The sequence below is a fragment of the Corallococcus caeni genome, from assembly GCF_036245865.1.
Lineage (GTDB): Bacteria > Myxococcota > Myxococcia > Myxococcales > Myxococcaceae > Corallococcus > Corallococcus caeni.
The window spans coordinates 622,984-643,093 of record NZ_BTTW01000004.1 but is presented as its reverse complement, the minus strand read 5'-3'; the positions used below and the strand labels follow the sequence as shown (position 1 = coordinate 643,093).

Sequence of the window (20,110 nt, the reverse complement as noted above, 5' to 3'; positions counted from 1 at the left end):
AACACCGTTTCCGAGGGAAGCCCACCAGGCAGGCTGGAAATCCATATCCCATGGGATAAATATCTATCCTGATGGCTCAAAAGGCGAAGACGCGGCGCACGGTCGTCATCGGGATGCTGGGGACGACGCTGGACACGGGGATGGGGTCGCAGCGCTGGACGCGGTGGCGGCCCACGGTGTCGCTGTGTCAGCAGGAGGACCTGCTGGTGCACCGGCTGGAGCTGCTGCACCCGCCCCAGGCGACGTCGCTGGCGGCGGTCATCCAGGCGGACATCGCGCAGGTGTCACCGGAGACGCAGGTGCGGCTGACGTCGCTGCCCATCCGGGACCCGTGGAACCTGGAGGAGACGTATGGCGCGCTGCTGGACCACGTGCGTGCGCAGTCCTTCCACCCGGAGGAAGAGGACTACCTGGTGCACATCACCACGGGCACGCACATCGCGCAGATCTGCATGTTCCTCCTGGTGGAGAGCCGGCTGATTCCGGGCCGGCTGGTGCAGACGTCCCCGGGCAAGGGGAAGGAACACGGGGCGGTGGGCACGCACGCCATCATCGACCTGGACCTGTCGAACTACGACACGCTGGCGGCGCGCTTCCGGCGGCAGCAGCGCGAGGGCCTGTCGTTCCTCAAGTCCGGCATCGACACGCACAACGCCGCGTTCAACCGGCTCATCGAGCGGATTGAACAGGTGGCGGTGCAATCCCGCGCGCCGCTGCTGCTGACGGGGCCCACGGGCGCGGGCAAGTCACAGCTCGCCAAGCGCATCTACGCGCTGAAGAAGGCGCGCAACCAGGTGGCGGGGCCGTTCGTGGACTTGAACTGCGCCACGCTGCGCGGCGACGGAGCCATGTCCACGCTCTTTGGCCACGTGAAGGGCGCGTTCACGGGCGCGGTGGGTGACCGGCCCGGACTGATGCGGCAAGCGAACGGCGGCGTGCTGTTCCTGGACGAGATTGGCGAGCTGGGTGCGGACGAGCAGGCCATGTTGCTGCGCGCGCTGGAGGACAAGCGGTTCCTGCCCGTGGGCGCGGACAAGGAGGCGGAGAGCGACTTCCAGCTCATCGCGGGGACGAACCGCGACCTCCAACTGGACGTGGAGAGGGGACGGTTCCGCGAGGACCTGCTCGCGCGCATCAACCTGTGGACCTTCCGGCTGCCCGCGCTGCGCGAGCGTCCAGAGGACATCGCGCCCAACCTGCAATACGAGCTGGATCAGGCCTCACAGGCGCTGGGCACCCGGGTGACGATGAGCAAGGAGGCCCAGGAGTACTTCCTGCGCTTCGCCACGTCCCCGGAGGCCCGGTGGAGCGGCAACTTCCGAGACCTCAACGCGGCGGTGCTGCGCATGTCCACGCTGGCCGCGGGCGGACGGATGACCCGCGAGGTGGTGGACGAGGAGCTGGAGCGGCTGCGCGCGCAGTGGCGGCCGGCGGGCACGGCGGCGACGTCCGGGAGCGAGGACGTGCTGGCGGAGGTGATGGGCCCGGCGCGCGCGGCGGAGCTGGATCGGTTCGACCGGGTGCAGCTCGCGGATGTGGTCTCTGTGTGCCGCTCCGCGCGCTCGTTGTCGGACGCGGGCCGGACGCTGTTCGCGCAGTCGCGTGCGCAGAAGAAGAGCGTCAATGACGCGGACCGGCTCCGGAAGTACCTGGCCCGCTTCGGGCTGGCCTGGTCCGACGTGAGTGGCCGTGACGCGGAGTGACGCGGTCCCCCGTGGCCCCAGTGGATGAGAAGGCGAGAACCCCGCGATGGCGCCCCCGTCGGCGGCGCACCCGATGAACTGGTCCGACTGTCGGACCAGTTGGGAGGGCGTCGGCCGGGAGAGGTGCGGCTTGGTGGCTGGGGCCTGGGGTCGGTGCGGCCTCAGCGGAAGGCGTCCGCCACGGACCGGCATTGCGGCGTAACCCGCGCCTCGTCGGGCACCCGGACCGTCCCATCCGTGGGAGAGGACGGGACGGGCGCATTCGCTCCACTCAGCCACGCGGGTGGCACGGTGCATTCGACGGTGAGCGGCCCTTCGAACGTCGCGCGCACGCGTCCGTCCTTTGCTCGCACTTCGCCCCTCGCCTGTGTTCCGGTGACGGTCAGCTCCAGGGTGCCTTCGTCCATCGCCATCGAGGACCCATTGGCCTGCTGGGAGTCCACCACCGCGAGGCCCGGGCCCAACGCCGTCTGCGGGAGGATCCGCGCGGTGGCGTGTTTCGACTTCACGAACTTCTCATCCACCGCCATGCGGAAGCGCCAGGTCCCTCCGTCCTCCGACTGCGCGCTCAGCGCGACGCGCATCAGCGTCACCGGCGGCCCGCCAGGGAAGTCGGCGATGAACCGCACGGCCGGGGCCGAGTAGGTACCTTTGTCCGTGCGCACCGTGGCCGCGCCGCGCGGCTGGGGACGCTCGGAGCCTTCGGAGGACGCCGACGCCGCGGGAGCGCCCTTGAGCGCTCCTCGCGACACCATCGGCTCCTCCTTCGGCTTCGCGCAGGCGCCCAGGAGCAGCGCTGCCACCAGGGCGCCGTACCGCATGTTCAGCAGCCCACCCGTAGGGTCATCGCGCTGACGGTGGTGTTGTCGTTCTCACGCAGCTCGGACACCACGCCCTCTGGATCCATGTCCAGGTAGACGTAGTACGTGTTGAACGGCAGCGATGCCGGTACCGTGAATCCCAGCGAGTAGGTGCCCTCCGAGAACGCCCCCAGCGCGTGGTTGTACGTGGCCACCACGGTGGTGGACTCGCTGTAGCCATTGGGCGGCGCCGTCGGGCTCAAGCGCACGCGCAGCGTGTAGGACGACACGGCCGCGTTGCCCATGTTGCCCACGTAGAACTTCACGCTCTGCGCCGTGCCTCGGCACACCGTCACGGTGCCCGAGGGATCCAGCGTCTGCGCCACGTCCCTCACCACGCCCATCGACGACGGCAGCAGGTTGGGCTTCGTCTGCGAATAGCCGTACAGCGTGTTCATGCCCTGCGCGTTCGTGGGCCACAGCGTGGAGGACTCGTAGCCGCCCGTCACCAGGTGCGGCGGCGAGGTGCGCAGGATGCTGTGCCCTCCCTCGTGCTTGAAGCCGAAGAAGTGCCCCGCCTCGTGCACGAACGTGCTGCGGCCCGACGTGCCGAAGGCGCTCCCGGTGCGCGGCGTGAAGTCCAGGTCGCTGGCGATGCAGACGTCCGCCTCGTCGATGCCGTTGCTCCCGATGAAGCACAGCCCCACCGTGGAGTACGTCACGCCGTTGTTCCCGTCGATGGCCGCCCGGTCGCACAGGCCGATCTCGTTCTGCCCGTCGCTGTGATCCAACGAGCAGTCCGTCGCCGCGTTCACGTTGAAGCCACTGACGAGATGGGACAGGTCGTCCCACTGCCGCAAGCCGTTCCAGTACGCCGTGTTGACGTTGCCGGAGTCCGGGATGCTGCACCGGTTCCGGTACACGACCGGCCCGCTGTACCACTTCACCGGCGTCCCGTTGCACGTGTCCCAGGCGGCGGCGCCCGCCTCCGTGCCGCCCAGCACCAGCGCCGCGACGGCGCCCACGAATGTCGTTGTCTTCATGGCGGACCTCATCACGGCTGGCCGGGCGGGACGTCCCGCTCGGGCTGGAGGGGAACGGCACGCGGCGCCGCCGGGTTCGCCACGGCGGGCGTCACCGGCACGGCCAGGGACGACGCGGTGGCGACGGGCTCCTCGCGGAACGCCCCTGTCACGGTGAGCCCCCGCGCGCGCAGGTGGTTCTGGAGCAGCGAGAGAAACGACTCCCGCTCCAGCGCCTCCGGAGCGGCCCCCAGGGACTGGGCCTCCGCGCGCATCGCCGGACGCGCGCCCATCAGGTCCACCGACTCGAACACCGGCGCCGTCTGCCGCACGCCCGCCGAACCCAGGCCGGACACGAGCCCGCCCTCGGCCCCCACGAGCACCTCGCGGCCACCCACCGACTCCACGCGGAACGCGTGCTCGTCCAGCACCGGCGACAGGCTCCACCCGGTGTTGCGCAGGAACACCACGTAGCGCGCGCCCCGGACGAAGCGGGGCACGTGGCTCACCACGAGCTGCCGCCCATCCGGCAGCAGCCCTCCAGCCTGCTTGAGACGCAGTTCTCGGGTCGCCGCGCCCAGGTGCGCGCGCACGTTCCCCAGCGTCACCACCGTCCACGGGCCGGTGCGCGGTGAGTACTCGGAGCGCACGTCCAGCACTTCGCCCTCCACCACGGAGGCCGTCTGGTCGAACAGGCTGAGCAGGCTGTCCACCGCGCGCGGCGGCCGGAGCGACGCGTCCGCGACCAGCGGGCGCTCCTGTCGCGCGGGGGCTTCGTCCCCGCTCGCGGCACTGCACCCCGTGAGTCCCAGTCCCAGGGCGAGCAGCGCGACCCGCGCGCGGCCCTCCCTCCCGAACGTCGTCCATGGCCTGCCCACGCGCATCACGTCCGCTCCCTTCGTGTCGTCAGTGGATGAGATAGAAGGCGTCCTGGCGCGGCACGAAGAAGCGCCAGCCCTCGTCCGTCAGGTACGCCGGATCTTCCTGCATCACCGCCACCTGCTGCCCGCCCCACTCCGGCACGGCGGTGGTGGTGCTGAGCTCGACGGCGAGGTACGAGCCCTTGCGCAGCACCCGGGGCGCCTCCTGCCGCGACGCCGCGCGGAAGTCGATGGCGGCGCCCAGCGCATGGCCCTGCGCGCCCAGCGGATGGCTGTAGACCTTCGCTTCGATGCCCCGCTCCTTCATCTCCGCCATCGTCGCGTCATAGACGTCCGCGGACGAGCGTCCCGGCCGCGACGCCCGCAGCATCAGCGCGTCCTGCAGCGTCTGCGTGTTCGCCAGCGCGCGCTTCAGCCCCTCCGGCGCGTCCTTCTCGCCGTCCTTCAGCACGTAGGCCATCTTCTGCCAGTCCGTGTTCAGCCCCAGCGCCGTGACGCCGAAGTCCACGTGCAGGAGGTCCCCACGCTGGATGACCACCGCCTCGTCCGCGACCGCCAGGAAGCCTCGGGAGAAGCCGTCCTTCATGCCCTGCCGTTGCACGCGCAGGTCCGGCTGGAACCACGTGCCCACGCGCGCCTCGAACAGCGCGTCGTAGAGCCAGCGGCGCACCTCCCCCACCGTCGTCTTGCCGGGCACCACCACCTCGTTGGAGAGCGCCCGCTTCACCAGCGACTCCGTCAGCACCACCAGGTCGCGGTAGGGCGCGAACTCGCCGGGCAGCCGCGTGTCCAGGTACTCCTCGATGAGCGGCGCCGCGCTCACGAAGCGCGCCTCCGCCGTGGGCCCGAGCGCCTCCACCAGCCACTTGTAGCTGTCGTGGGTCAGGCCGCGCGTCACGCCGCGCCGGCCGTCCATGGCGAGCGCGATGGTGCGCGGGTGGTAGCGCGCGTCCAGCTCCGCGAGCGCCTCCGCCTGCTTGCGCTCCACCGCGGGCGAGGTGAAGAAGCGCGTCACGGCCTCCGTGGCGTAGCCCGTCAAGGCGACCTTCTGGAGCCCCGCGTCGCCCGCGTCCACGAAGACGAACACGTCGCGGTTGCCCGCGTAGGGCAGGGGCGGCGCGACCCAGGCCGTCAGCGGATCATCGTGGAACTCCTCGTTGACCACCACCCACATGCCCACGCCGTGCCGGCGCATCATGTCCAGCAGCAGGCCGTGCCGCTCCTTCAGCCAGGACTCGCGCAGGGCCCGCTCCCGGGACGGCGGAGGCACGGGCGAGGACGCGGGGACGGCGGTGTCGCGCACGGGCGCGGTGGCACACGCCACCAGGCAGCCCAGGCTCAGGGCGGGCAGAAGGACTCCACGCCAACGCTTCATGTCGGGAACTCCAGGTCGGGAAGAAGGCGGAGCAGCGTAGCGCGCCCGGAAAACCGAAGCCCCCCGCCCCGGAACCTCTTGGGTTCCGGGCGCGGAGGGCCTGGGGCGCATCCCACCTGCTCACCCGCTCGGATGGCCTCGCTCCAGCACGCTTCCGGGTCCCGTCCCCCCCGGTCCGGGACACCTGGAATCCGTCAGGCCTCTCGGCCGGCGGATCCACTGGAAGCGGCGGCCCTCCCCCGAAGGCCGCGTGGAGCGCGGACATCCAACCGCGCGCGCCGTAACGTCAGTAGCTAGCGACCCCGTCCAGGCCGCTTTCATCGAAATCGAAGAGCGATTCCTCCCCTTCGTGCCGGGAGGCCTCTTCCCCGTCCCCCTCTTCCTCGTCGACCCGGTATCCCCTGGGCTCCCGGGCCTCGTCCTCCGGCCGCACGACCGCGCCCCCGTTGGAACCGGGCGCCCACATCGCGCCGTCCCCCTGGCTCCACGCTTCGATGCGGTACATCGCTTCCCCCCGGGTTGCGGTGTCTCCTGTCCATCCACGCCGCCGCCACGCCGCGTCCCGATAATTAGACGCCGACCGCGAAAAACCTTGGGTCGCGCCGGCTTCATTTATTTCAGGAAGTGTCCCCCCTGCCGCAGCGCGCGGGCCCGGATTCCGGCCTCCTCGCTCCACCCCGGCTCCCCCCGGCGGGCCACCGCCTCGAAGGCTTCCGCAGCCTGGAGCGGGAGCCCCATGGCCCGGAGCGCCAGCGCCCGGTTCCACAGGGCCTGGGGATGGTCCGGGGCCTGACGCAGCACGCCTTCGAGCAGGTCCAGGGCGCCCCGGAAGTCCCCCGCCGCCATCGCCACCACGGCCCGGTCGTTGTCCCGGTCCACGGAGGGCGCGCTGCGCGACAGGAAGTCCGAGGCCTGACGCAATTCGCCACGCACGAGGTAGGCCGCCGCGATGCCGTGCAGGTCCCCCCGCTCCTCCAGCGCGGCCAGGGTCCGCAGGGGCACCGGAGGCTCGGCCGCGAGCTCCGCCGGGTCCCCCGCGCCCGTCCGGACGGGAACGTAGGGGAGGTAGCGGTCCGCGGCCGGGTACGCGATGCGCGCTTCCAGCCCCCGCGCGGACGCATCCGCCCGCCACGCGTCCTTCGGCCGGAAGCCGTCCCCCGTCATGAACGCGGCGAACGCCCCCAGCCCCATGGCCAGCACCGCCCCCAGCGCCTGCCGCCACCGGCCGCGCGGGAGGGTGAGGCGGAACGGCGCGCGGACGGAGGACGGCGGGGGCGGCGCGTCGTTGTGGGCCACCGCTCCACACAGGGCCTGGACGCTGAGCATCTCCAGTTGCATGGCATCATGCAGCCCGCTGGCGCACGCGCGGCAGAGGGCCAGATGGAGCCGGAAGTGCTCCTCGTCCCCCGACTCCAGTTCCCCATCCAGGAACCGGTAGAGCTTCTTGCACCAGAGATCCATCAAGCGTCAGGGCCCGGAGTCACGCGGCCGCCTCCCGTCCCTTGCGAAACGCGAGCGGAAGCAATCCTTGGTGGATTCCGCTCCCAGCGTCCCGGCGCCAGCTCCCCTGCCTGCCCCCCAGGGAGGAGCAGGCGGCCGGAGCCCTTCCTCAGCGCCGCGAGCGGGGGCGCAGCAGCGTCCCACCGGAGCGGCTGGAGCGCGGGCACGGGAGACGCGGCGCGCTGACGGCCTCCACGGCCTCCGTCTTCGAGAACCAGGGGCAGCAGTTGGCGCACCCCGGGCAGCGGCGGCGGAAGCGGCGCGCGCCCTGGTGCCACGCGCGGCCCTCTCGCTCGGGCGGAGGGGGCACCTCCGTGGCGAGCACGTCCCCCGGCCAGCGCTCCGGCACGGCGTCGTCCCAGGACCCGGGCAGCGTCTCGCGGGCCTGACGGGCGGACACCCAGCGCTCGCTCTCCGCCGCGTCCTCCAGCGCCAGCCGCGCGAGCATCTCCAGCTGCAGGAGGTCGTGGAAGCGCCGGGCGCAGACGTCACAGCCGGCCAGGTGGCCGCGGACGCGGCGCTGGTCGTCGGCGGACAGGCTTCCATCCAGGAAGGGCTGGAGGTCCTCACACGCGGTGCTCATCGTTCCCTCTCCTGGCGGCGGCGTTCCGCGGTGTCGTGGAGCATGGCCTTGAGGCGGCGGCGGGCGTGGAAGAGCCACGTGCCCACCGTTCCCGCGCTGGGGGTGTTCATCCGCCGGGCGATCTCCGCGTGGCGCAGGCCCCGCGCATGCAGTTCGAACGCCTGGCGCAGCTTCTCGTTGAGCCGCGCCACGGCCTGGCGCAGCTCGTCCTCCGTGACGCATTCCCACTGCTCGGGCTCCGGCGCGTCCTCCGGATCCTCGAAGAGCATGTGCACGTTGTGCAGGTCCACCCGGCGGTCCGTCTCCGCGCCCTGGCGGCGGCACTGGTCCAGGAACCGGTTGTGCAGCACGCGCACCAGCCACGCGCGGCGCGCGGGCTCCGGCCACCGCTTGAGCCGCTCCCATTGCAGCAGCGCGCGCAAGAGCACGTCCTGCACCAGGTCGTCGCAATCACTGGCACTCCTGCCACAGACATTGCGCGCGATGGCGACCAGCACCGGCTGATGGCGGATCGCGAATGCGGCGAACTCCCCTCCAGAGCCCTCCCGGACTGGCGGCTCCTCCCTCCCTGGCACCATGCGACCGCCTCCCTTCCCTCCAGAGAACGCCAAGGGCCGGATTCTTTTTTTCTCACGGATGCGACAAACGCTGTCGCGATTCTTCCCGCAGCACGGCGACCAGTGCGGCTGGAACACTTCAAGCAGACGCCAATTCCTTGCATGGAATAGACAGACATCCCGGCACTCCCCGTTTCAATTCCTCTCCATGGGTGTGTCGTGCCTCCGGGTGGGGCGTGCCCCGCCCAGGCGGGGAAAAGGCGTGGAAAATGGGGCGCAGCATGCCCCAGCGGTGGGAGGCGGCCGGGGCGTTTTCGTGAACACGGGGATGCGTCATGAGGGCACGGGGCAGGCGTCGCGAGGCGGGCCCTCCTGGTGCGTCAGGTGGGGGGATACCGGCCGCCGGGTCGCGTTCCGGGCCCGGAGGAGGCCTCCCGGGCGCCCGGGGAAGCGTCCCGGAGCGAAACTCCCCCCTTGCATGCCTGGGGAGTCCTTTGGTCCTCTTGGGCCACGCCGTATGCCCATGGAAACCGCCGCCGACAGCCGAGAGTACCGCGTGGTCTTCTTCTGCCCCGCGTCCAACGCCCGGCTCGAGCGGCTGGAGGTGCCCGTGCGCCGGCTGTTGTCGCGCATCCAGGCGCCTCCGGCGGAGCTGGCCCCGCTGAGCGAGGCCGGGGCGCTCACGGAGGCCGGGTGGCAGGTCTACCTGGTGCGTTCGCTGACGGAGCGCTCCGCGGCGCAGGCCATGGCGGCCTACGTCAGCGAGGCCACCTGCGCCCTGGCGGCGGAGGTGGACGCGGAGGTGCTGGGGCTCTACGTGGACGTGTCCGGGGACTCCGCGCGCATCTGCCGCTGCGGCCCGGAGGACGGGCCGGAGACCTTCGCCGGGCGCCGGCAGGCCGCGCTCACCCGCACGTCCGAGTGGCTGGAGGTCGCCCCCGCGAGCCTGTCCGCCCTCTTCCAGTTGGATCCGCCGGACGCCGAATACGAGCCGGACGCGGATGACCGCTTCGTCGAGGAGAAGCTGCGCGAGGCGCGGACCCTGATGGAGCGCTACCGCACCGCGGCGAAATGAGGTCCAGCACCCCGGAGGACCTGTCCGGCCGCTGCGAGCGGTGCTACCTGCCCACGGCCCTGTGCCTGTGCGCGGACGTGCCCGTCATCCCCACGCGCACGGAGCTGCTGATCATCCGGCACAACAAGGAGTCGCAGAAGAGCACCAACACGGCGCGCATCGCGGCGCTGGCGCTGCCCCGCTGCCACATCGTCTCCTATGGCGCGCCCGGGGCGCCCTTCGACGCGTCGGTGCTGGACACGCCGGACACGTGGCTCCTGTTCCCCGACGCGCCGGAGGCGGAAGGGCCACCGCCGAAGCGGCTGGTCGTCATCGACGGGAGCTGGGCGCAGGCGCGGCGCATGGTGCAGCGCGTCCCCGCCCTGCGCCGGCTGCCGGGCCTGAGGCTGCCGCCGCCCGCGCCGGACACGCGCCGGCTGCGCAAGCCGCCGCACCCGGACGGGATGTCCACGCTGGAGGCCATGGCCGGCGCGCTCGCGCGGCTGGAGGGAGAGGACCTGGCGAAGCCGCTCCTCACGCTGCACGAGCTGATGATCGAGCGGGTGCTCGCGAGCCGGGGCCGGCTGGGCTGGGAGAACTACCTCTAGCGGGCGGTGGCCCCTACTGGAGGACCACCTTCTGCATCTCCGCCGCGAAGGGCACGGGCTCCAGGAAGCCCGTCACGCGCGGCTTCGTCAGCACCGTGCCGTCCGGGTTCACGAAGGCCACCGTGGGCAGGCCCTCCACGCCCAGCTTCTCCATCAGCGCGTCCAGGTGGTCCTCGCTGTTCGTCGCGTCGATCTTGATGGTGAGGAAGCGGCTGTCCTGCGCCTGGGAGATGACCTCCGAGGACGGGTACGTCAGCCGGTCCAGCTCCTTGCAGGCCGCGCACCAGTCCGCGAAGAAGTCGATGAGCACCGGACGGCCCTCCTTCTTCGCCGCCGCGAGCACCTGCTCGAACTGGCTCGCGTCGAACGTCGCCGTCTTCGCCGGCATCACGTGGTGCCACTGCCAGGACGGCGCCACCGGGTGCTCCTGCAGCCCCAGGCGCACCCACAGCTCACCCGTGGGCCGTGCGTCCAGCGCGCCGCCGCGCACCACCAGCGCGCCCACCACCAGCGCCACACCCAGCGCCTTGAAGCCGAACTCGCGCGGCCCCTCCTTGAACGAGCGGTGCACCGCGCCCACCAGGACGCCCACCGTCACCAGCACCGCGGCCACCACCGCGCCGGGCACCTGCCCCACCTGCGCGCCCAGCGCCTTCACGGTGTCGCGCGCCCAGGGGAACGCGTCCTTCAGGTACGAGAACGCGAGCGCCACCAGCATGATGCCCAGCACGCTCTTCACCCACTCCATCCACACGCCGCCGCGTGGCAGGCGCACGGTGAACACGCCGATGAGGAAGAACGGCACGCCGATGCCCAGCGCGTAGATGAACAGCAGCGTCGCGCCCAGCGTCGTGTTGGCGGACTTCGCCACGAAGGCCAGGAGGCCCGTGAGCACCGGCCCCGTGCACGGCGCCGCCAGGAACCCGGACACGCTGCCCATCACGAACGCGCCCGCCAGGCCCGCGCCGCCCACGTTGCTCAACTTCGTCTGCATGGATGACGGCAGCGCCAATTCGAACGCGCCGAACATCGACGAGGCCAGCAGCAGCAGGAACAGCGCCAGCCCCATCACCACGGGGGGGCTGCCCAGCATGGAGCCGAAGGCCTGGCCCGTCTTCGCCGCCAGGATGCCCAGCGCGCTGAACACCACGCCCATGCCCACGATGTACGACGACGTCAGCGCCAGCGAGCGGCCCCGCCCCTCCGCCTTCCGCGCGCCGAACACCGACACGGTGATGGGGATGAGCGGGTACACGCACGGCGTCATCGCGGTGAGCAGGCCGCCGGCGAACACCACCAGCGCGCCCCACGCGAGGCTGCCGGACTCCAGGAACCGGGCCGCGTCCAGCCCGGCGCTCGGCCCCGTGGGCAACAGCCACGGCACCACCGCCACCGCCACTCCCGCCACCACCGCCGCCAGCGTCAGCTTCTTCGTGTCCATGCGTGCCTTCCGCCTCCGCGCGTCCGGCTCCGGAAGGCTCCGGAGCGGGTCCTTCTATATGCGGAGGCCGGGGACGCGGCTACCCCACCGGCACCTGAGCAGGGGAGGCAGGCACCTTCAGGCCCGCGGAGCGCGCCAGCCCCATCACGCCCTCCACGGCGGCGGCGATGTAGCCAAAGGGGTTCGCTCCATCCACCGCCGTCACGTGCACCTCGCCCATCTGCTGCTGGAAGGCCGCCGCCACCTGCGGCAGCTGCCGCGCCAACGTCAGCTGGATGACCTCCGGGCTCACCGAGTTCTCGATGTCGCGCAGCGCCTTCGCGCGCTCCATCTCCAGCCCCTGCTGCGCCCGGGTGCGCCGCAGCTCCAGCTCCGCGATGCCGGTCTCCGCCTCCGCGATGGACTGCTTCGCCAGCAGCACCTGGAGCCGGGCGGACAGCTGCTCGGCCTCCTGCCGGGCCTCGGCGAGCTGCACCTCGTGACGCGCGGCCTCCGCCTCCTGCTGACGGCGCAGCCGCTCCAGCTCCACCTGCGCCTTGGCGGCCTCCGCCTCCTGCTCCCAGCGCAGCTGCTCCAATTCCCCCTGGGCGCGGTTGTACGCGAGCTGCCGTTCGCTGGTGAGCCGCGCCTCCTCCAGCCGCGCGTCCGTGGCCAGCGCCTCCAGGCGGGCCTGCTCCTTCAGGACCTGGGTCCGCGTGCGGACCTCCTCCTGCGCGGTCAGCTTCGCGAGCGCCACCTCGCGCTCCACGGACGTGCGCTCCGCCTGTTGCTGGCGCACCTGCTCCATCTTCGCCTGCGCGAGCCGCGCCTCCACCGCGAGCTGCTCCAGCCGCGCCTGCTCGTCCGTGGCCTGGGTGCGCTGGCGGACCTCCTCGCGCGCGGCGAGCTTCTGTAGGTTGAGCACGCGCTCGGCCTCCGTCTCCTCGCGCCGCACGAAGCGCTCCTTGGCCAGCTCCGCCTCGCGCGCCTGCCGCTCCTGTTCGCGGCGGAAGCGGGCCTGCATGTGCTCGAAGACGGCCGAGGACAGGACGCGCACGTCCTGGATTTCAATCGTGTCCAGCAGCACGCCCCAGCCGGAGTCCGTGCGGTCCTCCAGCCTGCCCCGCCCGGAGAGCACGGGGGCGATCTCGCGCATCAGCTCCTCCGCGATGCCCTCCTTGCGCCGGCTGAGGCACTCCTCCACGGAGAGGTTCGCCACCAGGCGCCGGGCCGCGCCCACGAACATCTCCCCGAGCAGCTCCGCCAGCTTCTCCTGCGCGCGCTCCGGGTAGCTGAAGTTGAGCATCCGGAAGGCAATCAGCGGATCCGCGATGCGGTACACCGCCAGGCCCGTCACCGCGACGCCCACCTTCTCACTGGTCACCTGATCTGCGGTGAACTGGAGCCGCTGGATGCTGGTGGGCACGATGGCCACCGAGTCCCCCGGCAGCTTGAAGCAGCTGGCGCCCTGGCCGCTCACCTCGCGCACGCGCCCGCGGCGCATGTGGATGAGGAACTCGCTGGGCCGCGCGGTGATGAGCCCCCACTTCTTCACCTTGTCCGGGTCCTCCGCGGGCTTGCCCGCCCGCCACCCGTCCGAGTAGCGGGAGCGCTCCAGGCCCCCCTCCAGGCGGATCAGCGACGGCCGCCCCATGTCCTGCTGCGTGTCCTGGGCGTGGTTCCGGGCCTGCGACTTCGCGTTGGCGCTCATGCGTTGGCACCCTCCGCGTCCGCTCCAGTGCAGGCGCCCGGCCACCTCCCCCGGGGCCACGAAACGGGCACTTATGGGCGCGCGAAGCGCCGTTTCGGACCACCCCGCTCCAACCCGGCGCGGCCGGAGTGCTCCACTCCGGAGGAGGGTTGAACCGGGCCGGCCCACCCGCGACCCGGTGCGTCGGACATAGGGGCCTCGCGCCTTATGTTCCCTTGACCCGAGGGGGGTCGATTTTATAATTGACCAGTCCGGTCCACATTCGTGTGGGCCCATGTAGACCCTGCCGCTGCGCGCGGACCCACCGCGTCGCCGGGGAGCGGAGGGACGTTCCACCCTCCCGCGTCACTTCTTTCAGAGGACTTCATGCTGAGCCTGCCCATCTACATGGACAACCACGCGACCACCCCGATGGACCCTCGGGTGCTGGAAGCGATGTTGCCCTACCTCCGCGAGGACTTCGGCAACGCGGCCAGCCGCAACCACGCGTTCGGCTGGAAGGCCGAGGCCGCGGTGGAGAAGGCGCGCCGGCAGGTGGCGGACCTCATCGGCGCGTCGGAGAAGGAGATCGTCTTCACCTCCGGCGCGACGGAGTCCGACAACCTGGCCATCAAGGGCGTCATCGAGTTCTACAAGTCCAAGGGCGACCACATCATCACCCTGAAGACCGAGCACAAGGCCGTGCTGGACACCTGCAAGCGCCTGGAGCGCGTGCGCCAGGAGCGGCTGGATGAGCTCAAGCTCTTGCGCCTGGGCCAGCTGGCCGAGCGCGACGTCTCCGCCGAGGAGCTTCCGGAGCTGTCCGCGAAGTTCAACATCGACGCGGACGAGACGTACAAGAAGTGGGCGGAGCTGCCCACGGGCGGCGCGCGCGTCACCTACCTGGACGTGGAGAAGGACGGCCGCGTGAGCCTGGAGAAGCTGGCCGCGGCGATGACGCCCAAGACGGTGCTCGTCTCCATCATGTTCGCCAACAACGAGATCGGCGTGGTCCAGCCGGTGGCGGAGATCGGCAAGCTGTGCCGTGAGAAGGGCGTCCTCTTCCACTGCGACGCGGTGCAGGGCGTGGGCAAGGTGCCCTTCGACGTGGAGAAGATGAACGTCGACCTGGCCTCCATCAGCGCGCACAAGATGTACGGCCCCAAGGGCGTGGGCGCCCTCTACGTGCGCCGCAAGCCGCGCGTGCGCATCGCGCCCATGGTGGACGGCGGCGGCCACGAGCGCGGCATGCGCAGCGGCACCCTGAACGTGGCGTCCATCGTCGGCTTCGGCGCGGCGGCGGAGGTCGCGAAGAAGGACCTGCCGGAGGAGGCCGCGCGCCTGCTGCGCCTGCGCGAGCGCCTGCGCACCGGCATCATGGAGCAGCTGGACATGGTGACGGTGAACGGCAGCCTGGAGCACCGCATGCCGGGCAGCCTCAACATCTCCTTCTCCTACGTGGAGGGCGAGGCCCTGATGATGTCCATCAAGGACGTCGCGGTGTCCTCCGGCTCCGCGTGCACCTCCGCGTCGCTGGAGCCCTCCTACGTGCTGCGCGCCCTGGGGGTCGAGGAGGACATGGCGCACAGCTCCATCCGCTTCGGCCTGGGCCGCTTCAACACGGAGGAGGAGGTCGACTTCGTCATCCGCCTCGTGGTGGACAAAGTCCGCAAGTTGCGAGACATGAGCCCCCTGTACGAGATGGCCAAGGAAGGCATCGACCTCAAGAGCATCGAGTGGACCGCCCACTAGGCGCTCCCCTCCCCTCAAGACTTCCCGCCGGGCACGGGAGCCCCCGCCCGCCCGGCCGCGCATCGGTTGTCCCCGGTGCGCATCCGTTCAAGCGTTGTGCAGAAGGAGCGTGAGACGCATGGCTTACAGCGAGAAGGTCATCGAGCACTACGAGAACCCCCGCAACGTGGGGACGCTCGACAAGAACGACCCGAACGTCGGCACCGGCCTGGTGGGCGCGCCCGCTTGCGGTGACGTGATGCGGCTCCAGCTGAAGATCAGCGACGCGGGCGTCATCGAGGACGCGCGGTTCAAGACCTTCGGCTGCGGCTCCGCCATCGCGTCCAGCTCGCTCGTCACCGAGTGGGTGAAGGGCAAGACGGTGGATCAGGCCATGACCATCTCCAACAAGGACGTGGCCCGGGAACTGGCGCTGCCCCCGGTGAAGATCCACTGCTCCGTGCTGGCCGAGGACGCCATCAAGGCGGCCATCGAAGACTTCAAGAAGAAGCGCGCGTCGCGGCAGGCGTAGGCAGCAGGCAGCTGGCGGCACTTCTTCCAGGAACCGAGGACGACCCATGAACGAGCAGGCCCAGACGACCCAGGCCCCTCAGACGCCCCCCAAGCCGGCCCCCAAGGGCATTGGCCTGGCGGACAGCGCGGTGGCGCGCCTCAAGCAGCTCCTGGCGGAGCGGCAGACGCCGGACGCCGGGCTGCGCATCGCGGTGAAGGGCGGCGGGTGCTCCGGCCTCCAGTACTCCATGGAGTGGTCGGAGAAGTCCCGCGAGCGCGACAAGGTCTTCGAGCGCGACGGCGTGCGCGTCTTCGTGGACCCGAAGAGCTACCTGTACCTCATCGGCACGGAGCTGGTGTTCGAGCAGACGCTGATGGCGTCCGGCTTCAAGCTGAACAACCCCAACGTCAAGGCCGCCTGCGGCTGCGGAGAGAGCTTCTCCGTCTAAAGCCTGCACGGCCTTCCCGCCCGCCCTGTCGGTCAGGGAGCGGGCACCAGGGGTCCGGCCCGGCGCCGGGCCCCTTTTTCGTTTTCACCCCCTGATTCCCCCGAGGACTCCCCCACCGTGAGGACCCACTTCGACGTGTTCGGGCTGCCCCGCTCCCACGCCGTGGACGTGCCGGCCCTGGAGAAGCAGTACCGGGAGCTGTCGCTCCAGGTGCACCCGGACCGCGTCGCCCCCGGCAACCCGAAGGAGCGCCTGGCCGCCGTGGAGGGCACCACCGCCCTCAACGAGGCCTTCAAGACGCTGAAGGACCCGGTGCGCCGCGCCTTCTACCTGCTCAAGCTCCACGGCGTGGACCTGGACCGCGAGGACGCGGGGGCCCAGAAGGACATGCCCCTGGCGTTCCTGGAGGAGGTCATGGAGCTGCGCGAGGCCCTGGACGAGGCCATGGCGGCCAAGGACCTGCCGAAGGCCCAGGCCATGGCGAAGGACGTGGCGGGCCGCAAGGCGGCGGCGCTCCAGGAGGCCGTCGCGGCGCTCGGCGCGCTGGAGGGCGCGGGGGATTCGCCGGACGGGGTGAGAAAGGCATCGCACGCGCTGGGGCGGGTGCGCTACTTCACGCGCTTCCTCGAGCAGGTGGACGCGTTCGAGGAGGAGGTGCTCGCGTGAGCAACAACGGCTATCTGCAGATCCACGACCCGCTCAAGCCGAAGGGCCACGTGGTGGGCATCGACCTGGGCACCACGCACTCGCTGGTGGCGTCCGTGACGCAGGGCAAGCCCCGCTGCGTCCCCGTGGACGAGGGCGACTCGCTGCTCTTGCCCTCCGTCGTGCACTACGGCAAGGACGGCGGCGTGGTGGTGGGCGCCCGCGCTCGCAAGCTCGCGGCCGAGGCCCCCACGGACACCATCGTGTCGGTGAAGCGCTTCATGGGCCGCAGCCCCGACGACCCGGAGACGCGCAAGCTGGGCCACTACGCCTTCGCGCCCGGCGCCAACGTGGTGCGCTTCGACGTGGCGGGTGGCCAGCCCGTGACGCCCATCGAGGTCTCCGGTGAAATCCTTCGCGCGCTGAAGCGCCGCGCGGAGGCGCACTTCTCCGGCAAGGTGGAGCAGGCCGTCATCACCGTGCCCGCGTACTTCGACGACGCCCAGCGCCAGGCCACCCGCGACGCGGGGAAGCTGGCGGGCCTGGAGGTGCTGCGGCTGCTCAACGAGCCCACCGCCGCCGCGCTGGCGTACGGCCTGGACAAGGGCAGCCAGGGCATGTTCGCCGTCTACGACCTGGGCGGCGGCACGTTCGACATCTCCATCCTCAAGCTGGAGGACGGCGTCTTCGAGGTGAAGTCCACCGGCGGCGATTCGGCCCTGGGCGGCGACGACTTCGACCGCGCCATCGCGCAGCACGTGCTCCAGAAGCGGGGCGTGCAGACCCCCTCCCCCGCGCAGGTGGCGGAGCTGATGGCAGCCGCTCGCAAGGCGAAGGAGGCGCTCACGGACGCGGCGGAGGTGACGCTCAGCGTGGAGGGCCATTCCCAGCCGGTGTCCCGCGCGGACTTCGAGGCGTGGATCCAGCCGCTGGTGGCGAAGACGGGCGCGGTGTGCCGGCGGGCCCTGAAGGACGCGGGCGTGGCGGCGGGCGAGCTGGACGGCGTCATCCTGGTGGGCGGCTCCACGCGCGTGCCCGCGGTGCGCCGCTTCGTGGCGGAGCTGTTCGGCCGCGAGCCCCTGGGCGACATCGACCCGGATCAGGTCGTGGCGCTGGGCGCCGCGGTGCAGGCGAGCCTGCTCACCGACACCGGCCGCGAGGACGAGGTGCTGCTGCTGGACGTCATCCCCCTGTCGCTGGGCCTGGAGACGATGGGCGGCATCACGGAGAAGCTCATCCCCCGCAACTCCACCATCCCCACGGCGGCGGCGCAGGTGTTCACCACGTTCAAGGACGGCCAGACGGGCCTGGACGTGCACGTGGTGCAGGGCGAGCGGGAGCTGGTGCAGGACAACCGCAGCCTCGCGCGCTTCACGCTCTCCGGCATCCCCTCCATGACGGCCGGCATGGCCCGGGTGGAGGTCCGCTTCCAGGTGGACGCGGACGGCATCCTGTCCGTCACCGCGAAGGAGCAGACCACCGGTGCCGCGCAGGCCATCACCGTGAAGCCCAGCCACGGCCTGACGGAGGAGGAGATTGAGAAGATGCTCCTCGACTCCATCGACTTCGCGGAGGACGACATCCAGGCCCGCCAGCTGCGCGAGCAGCAGGTGGAGGCCGAGCGCGTCCTCTCCGAGGCCGACCGCCAGCTGCGCGAGAACGCGGCCCTGCTGGAGGCCGGCGAGCTGGAGGCCATCCAGGCCGCCATGTCGCGCGTGCGCGAGACGGCCGCCGGCAAGGACTACCTGGCCGTGAAGGAGGCCCTGCACGCGCTGGACGAGGCGTCCCGGGGCTTCATCGAACGGGTCATGAACCGCGCCATCACCCAGGTGGTGTCCGGCCATTCCGTGGAGGAGTACTGAGCCGTGCCCAAGGTCACCTTCAAGAGCCCCCTGGCCGAGGTCGCCGTGGACGTGCCCCCGGGCACCACCCTGCTGGACGCCGCGGAGAAGGGCGAGGCCCAGGTGGGCCACAGCTGCGGCGGCGTGTGCGGGTGCTCCACCTGCCACGTCTGGGTCCGCAAGGGCCTGGACTCGCTGAGCGAGCAGCGGGACGACGAGATGGACCGCCTGGACATGGGCTTCGACGTCCGGCCCTATTCCCGCCTGTCCTGCCAGACGGAAGTGGGCGCCGAGGACGTCACGGTGGAGATCACCGAGGAGTCCCTGGTCGCCTTCATGGACGAGAACCCGGCCATCCGCCGGCAGCTCGAGTCCGAGGGCCGCTGGCCCCTGAAGAAGTAGGCTGAAAAAGGGTGCTTGACCGGGCGGAGGAGGTTCTTTATACGTCTCGCCCATCGCGGCGCCGCAAGGCACCGCGAGCCACCTGCCCAGGTGGTGGAATTGGTAGACACACTAGATTCAGGGTCTAGCGCCTGCAAGGGCATGGAGGTTCGAGTCCTCTCCTGGGCATGAAGTAAAAAGAAGGGCCCCGACCACAAGTCGGGGCCCTTTTTGTTTTGCGGCCCTGCCCTCTTCGCGGGCTTCAGGGCGGCGCGGGCTCCACCGCTTCATGCGCCACGTGGTGCGCGGCGGCGTTGGCCAGCCGGCCGCCCTTGCGCAGGTCGCGGATCCGCAGCTTGGAGCGGTGCACGGACCACGCGCCCACGGCCACCTGGCTGATGACGGTGCCCAGGTGGGTGAGCGTGGCGAAGGCCGCCGCGTCCTCCGGGCTGGAGCCCAGCGAGCGCGCCGCCCAGCTCGTCACGAAGTAGTAGATGCCCATGCCCGCCGGGACGCCCGGCAGCGCCTGCCCCAGGGAGATGGCGCCCAGCACGACGGCGCCCGCGAAGAGGCCCCCGGGGATGCGCACGCCGTGCAGCGCCAGGCCGTACGCCAGCGCGGAGGCGAACACGGGGAAGATGGAGAAGAAGAACACCCTCGCCATGCCCTTGAAGGAGCGCGCGGTGCCCAGGCCCTCGCCCACGTGGCTGAGGAAGCTGTCCACGCGGGGCAGGCTGTGGCGCTGGTGCAGCCAGCGGCCCAGCGGCGCCGCCCAGTGGGCCAGCAGCACCACCAGGGCCACCAGGCCGATGCACAGCGACACCGCCACCTCCATCTCCGTGCGGAAGTGGGCCATGGTCTCACCGAAGGGGCCCAGGAAGGACAGGGCCACCAGCAGCATCAGGCAGGCGAACTCCATCAGCTTGCACACGCCCACGGAGCCCAGGCACCGGATGAAGGGCAGCTTGTGTGTGCGCGACAGGAGGAAGGAGCGCGTCACCTCCCCCAGCTTCCCCGGCAGCGCGTTGTGCACGAAGACGCCAATGCCCACCAGGTGGAAGCGGTCGCGGAACGGGATGGGCTTGCGCAGCGTGGCCTGCCACTGCACCGCCCTCAGCGGCACGAGCGACGCCTGCAGCAGCATGAACGGCACCAGCCACACCAGGTGCCCCGGCAGGTCCCGGACGAACTTCCCCAGCGGGAAGCGCGGAATCAGCAGGGACCCCGGCCCGTGCAGGTTCCACTTGAAGAACGCGGTGGAGAGCAGGAGCACGGACAGGACAAGTCCCACCACCCCGCCCAGCACCTTGAGCCACGTGCGTCCACCGGCGTTGGGAAGCCGCATGGTCCTCCCCTT

At 71.0% G+C, this 20,110-nt stretch carries 20 protein-coding genes and 1 tRNA gene; 10 read left to right on the top strand and 11 right to left on the bottom strand.

Annotated elements, in window-relative coordinates:
• The first annotated feature begins 71 nt into the window (after positions 1 to 71).
• Entirely contained in the window at positions 72 to 1,703 is a 1,632-nt protein-coding gene (rtcR, locus tag AABA78_RS20820; RefSeq protein ID WP_338264960.1) for an RNA repair transcriptional activator RtcR, read from the top strand.
• A 161-nt stretch (positions 1,704 to 1,864) separates the two neighbouring features.
• Here rtcR and AABA78_RS20815 read toward each other — a convergent pair whose 3' ends face one another.
• From AABA78_RS20815 to AABA78_RS20780, 8 genes are all read right to left on the bottom strand, one after another.
• A complete protein-coding gene (locus AABA78_RS20815) occupies positions 1,865 to 2,524 on the bottom strand; it encodes a hypothetical protein (RefSeq protein WP_338264958.1) in 660 nt (219 codons plus the stop codon).
• Between the two features lie 2 nt (positions 2,525 to 2,526).
• A complete protein-coding gene (locus tag AABA78_RS20810) occupies positions 2,527 to 3,546 on the bottom strand; it encodes a hypothetical protein (protein WP_338264956.1) in 1,020 nt (339 codons plus the stop codon).
• Positions 3,547 to 3,557: 11 nt separating this feature from the next.
• Positions 3,558 to 4,409 (bottom strand): hypothetical protein, encoded by an 852-nt coding sequence (locus AABA78_RS20805; RefSeq protein ID WP_338264954.1) that lies wholly within the window; start codon positions 4,407 to 4,409, stop codon positions 3,558 to 3,560.
• A 22-nt stretch (positions 4,410 to 4,431) separates the two neighbouring features.
• The gene (locus AABA78_RS20800) at positions 4,432 to 5,781 is read right to left on the bottom strand and encodes a M24 family metallopeptidase (protein ID WP_338264951.1); all 1,350 of its coding nucleotides are present in this window, start codon (positions 5,779 to 5,781) and stop codon (positions 4,432 to 4,434) included.
• 286 nt (positions 5,782 to 6,067) lie between these two features.
• On the bottom strand, positions 6,068 to 6,286 hold the full coding sequence (locus AABA78_RS20795) for a hypothetical protein (RefSeq protein ID WP_171412956.1): 219 nt from the start codon (positions 6,284 to 6,286) through the stop codon (positions 6,068 to 6,070).
• Positions 6,287 to 6,393: 107 nt separating this feature from the next.
• Complete coding sequence (locus AABA78_RS20790) at positions 6,394 to 7,242, bottom strand: tetratricopeptide repeat protein (RefSeq protein WP_338264948.1); 849 nt, start codon at positions 7,240 to 7,242, stop codon at positions 6,394 to 6,396.
• A 148-nt stretch (positions 7,243 to 7,390) separates the two neighbouring features.
• A complete protein-coding gene (locus AABA78_RS20785) occupies positions 7,391 to 7,864 on the bottom strand; it encodes an anti-sigma factor family protein (protein ID WP_338264946.1) in 474 nt (157 codons plus the stop codon).
• Entirely contained in the window at positions 7,861 to 8,442 is a 582-nt protein-coding gene (locus tag AABA78_RS20780) for an RNA polymerase sigma factor (RefSeq protein ID WP_120524267.1), read from the bottom strand. Before AABA78_RS20780 ends, AABA78_RS20785 begins: the two co-directional genes overlap by 4 nt.
• Before the next feature lie 502 nt (positions 8,443 to 8,944).
• Between AABA78_RS20780 and AABA78_RS20775 the strand changes: the two genes are divergently transcribed.
• Entirely contained in the window at positions 8,945 to 9,496 is a 552-nt protein-coding gene (locus AABA78_RS20775; RefSeq protein WP_171412953.1) for a hypothetical protein, read from the top strand.
• Positions 9,493 to 10,083 (top strand): tRNA-uridine aminocarboxypropyltransferase, encoded by a 591-nt coding sequence (locus tag AABA78_RS20770; RefSeq protein WP_338264942.1) that lies wholly within the window; start codon positions 9,493 to 9,495, stop codon positions 10,081 to 10,083. Before AABA78_RS20775 ends, AABA78_RS20770 begins: the two co-directional genes overlap by 4 nt.
• Before the next feature lie 13 nt (positions 10,084 to 10,096).
• Here the strand turns inward: AABA78_RS20770 and AABA78_RS20765 are convergent, their stop codons facing one another.
• Together AABA78_RS20765 and AABA78_RS20760 are read right to left on the bottom strand one after the other, a co-directional pair.
• Complete coding sequence (locus tag AABA78_RS20765) at positions 10,097 to 11,524, bottom strand: protein-disulfide reductase DsbD family protein (protein ID WP_338264940.1); 1,428 nt, start codon at positions 11,522 to 11,524, stop codon at positions 10,097 to 10,099.
• 79 nt (positions 11,525 to 11,603) lie between these two features.
• Positions 11,604 to 13,214, bottom strand: a complete 1,611-nt coding sequence (locus tag AABA78_RS20760) for an SPFH domain-containing protein (protein WP_338264939.1) — start codon at positions 13,212 to 13,214, stop codon at positions 11,604 to 11,606.
• A 369-nt stretch (positions 13,215 to 13,583) separates the two neighbouring features.
• On the opposite strand from AABA78_RS20760, the gene AABA78_RS20755 reads away from it, so the two are divergent.
• The 7 genes from AABA78_RS20755 to AABA78_RS20725 all read left to right on the top strand — a co-directional run bounded on the left by AABA78_RS20755 (position 13,584) and on the right by AABA78_RS20725 (position 18,942).
• Positions 13,584 to 14,945, top strand: coding sequence for an IscS subfamily cysteine desulfurase (locus AABA78_RS20755; protein ID WP_338265142.1), 1,362 nt, complete (start codon positions 13,584 to 13,586; stop codon positions 14,943 to 14,945).
• A 118-nt stretch (positions 14,946 to 15,063) separates the two neighbouring features.
• On the top strand, positions 15,064 to 15,456 hold the full coding sequence (iscU, locus tag AABA78_RS20750) for a Fe-S cluster assembly scaffold IscU (protein WP_120524272.1): 393 nt from the start codon (positions 15,064 to 15,066) through the stop codon (positions 15,454 to 15,456).
• Positions 15,457 to 15,502: 46 nt separating this feature from the next.
• Entirely contained in the window at positions 15,503 to 15,886 is a 384-nt protein-coding gene (locus AABA78_RS20745) for a HesB/IscA family protein (protein ID WP_120524273.1), read from the top strand.
• Positions 15,887 to 16,003: 117 nt separating this feature from the next.
• Entirely contained in the window at positions 16,004 to 16,552 is a 549-nt protein-coding gene (gene hscB / locus AABA78_RS20740; protein ID WP_338264936.1) for a Fe-S protein assembly co-chaperone HscB, read from the top strand.
• On the top strand, positions 16,549 to 18,393 hold the full coding sequence (gene hscA / locus AABA78_RS20735; RefSeq protein ID WP_338264934.1) for a Fe-S protein assembly chaperone HscA: 1,845 nt from the start codon (positions 16,549 to 16,551) through the stop codon (positions 18,391 to 18,393). Before hscB ends, hscA begins: the two co-directional genes overlap by 4 nt.
• A gap of 3 nt (positions 18,394 to 18,396) precedes the next feature.
• The gene (locus tag AABA78_RS20730; RefSeq protein WP_171412945.1) at positions 18,397 to 18,774 is read left to right on the top strand and encodes a 2Fe-2S iron-sulfur cluster-binding protein; all 378 of its coding nucleotides are present in this window, start codon (positions 18,397 to 18,399) and stop codon (positions 18,772 to 18,774) included.
• An 84-nt stretch (positions 18,775 to 18,858) separates the two neighbouring features.
• Positions 18,859 to 18,942 (top strand) — tRNA-Leu (locus AABA78_RS20725).
• Between the two features lie 73 nt (positions 18,943 to 19,015).
• Here the strand turns inward: AABA78_RS20725 and AABA78_RS20720 are convergent.
• Entirely contained in the window at positions 19,016 to 20,098 is a 1,083-nt protein-coding gene (locus AABA78_RS20720; protein WP_338264930.1) for a lysylphosphatidylglycerol synthase transmembrane domain-containing protein, read from the bottom strand.
• Positions 20,099 to 20,110 lie beyond the last annotated feature (12 nt).

Excerpts from the sequence above, each read along its gene's own strand:
- AABA78_RS20765 (WP_338264940.1), bottom strand. The coding sequence starts at position 11,524 with ATGGACACGAAGAAGCTGACGCTGGCGGCGGTGGTGGCGGGAGTGGCG.
- AABA78_RS20800 (WP_338264951.1), bottom strand. The coding sequence starts at position 5,781 with ATGAAGCGTTGGCGTGGAGTCCTTCTGCCCGCCCTGAGCCTGGGCTGC.
- AABA78_RS20810 (WP_338264956.1), bottom strand. The coding sequence starts at position 3,546 with ATGAAGACAACGACATTCGTGGGCGCCGTCGCGGCGCTGGTGCTGGGC.
- AABA78_RS20745 (WP_120524273.1), top strand. The coding sequence starts at position 15,503 with ATGAACGAGCAGGCCCAGACGACCCAGGCCCCTCAGACGCCCCCCAAG.
- iscU (WP_120524272.1), top strand. The coding sequence starts at position 15,064 with ATGGCTTACAGCGAGAAGGTCATCGAGCACTACGAGAACCCCCGCAAC.
- AABA78_RS20775 (WP_171412953.1), top strand. The coding sequence starts at position 8,945 with ATGGAAACCGCCGCCGACAGCCGAGAGTACCGCGTGGTCTTCTTCTGC.
- rtcR (WP_338264960.1), top strand. The coding sequence starts at position 72 with ATGGCTCAAAAGGCGAAGACGCGGCGCACGGTCGTCATCGGGATGCTG.
- AABA78_RS20770 (WP_338264942.1), top strand. The coding sequence starts at position 9,493 with ATGAGGTCCAGCACCCCGGAGGACCTGTCCGGCCGCTGCGAGCGGTGC.
- AABA78_RS20720 (WP_338264930.1), bottom strand. The coding sequence starts at position 20,098 with ATGCGGCTTCCCAACGCCGGTGGACGCACGTGGCTCAAGGTGCTGGGC.
- AABA78_RS20785 (WP_338264946.1), bottom strand. The coding sequence starts at position 7,864 with ATGAGCACCGCGTGTGAGGACCTCCAGCCCTTCCTGGATGGAAGCCTG.
- AABA78_RS20795 (WP_171412956.1), bottom strand. The coding sequence starts at position 6,286 with ATGTACCGCATCGAAGCGTGGAGCCAGGGGGACGGCGCGATGTGGGCG.
- AABA78_RS20805 (WP_338264954.1), bottom strand. The coding sequence starts at position 4,409 with ATGCGCGTGGGCAGGCCATGGACGACGTTCGGGAGGGAGGGCCGCGCG.
- AABA78_RS20780 (WP_120524267.1), bottom strand. The coding sequence starts at position 8,442 with ATGGTGCCAGGGAGGGAGGAGCCGCCAGTCCGGGAGGGCTCTGGAGGG.
- AABA78_RS20815 (WP_338264958.1), bottom strand. The coding sequence starts at position 2,524 with ATGCGGTACGGCGCCCTGGTGGCAGCGCTGCTCCTGGGCGCCTGCGCG.
- AABA78_RS20760 (WP_338264939.1), bottom strand. The coding sequence starts at position 13,214 with ATGAGCGCCAACGCGAAGTCGCAGGCCCGGAACCACGCCCAGGACACG.
- AABA78_RS20790 (WP_338264948.1), bottom strand. The coding sequence starts at position 7,242 with ATGGATCTCTGGTGCAAGAAGCTCTACCGGTTCCTGGATGGGGAACTG.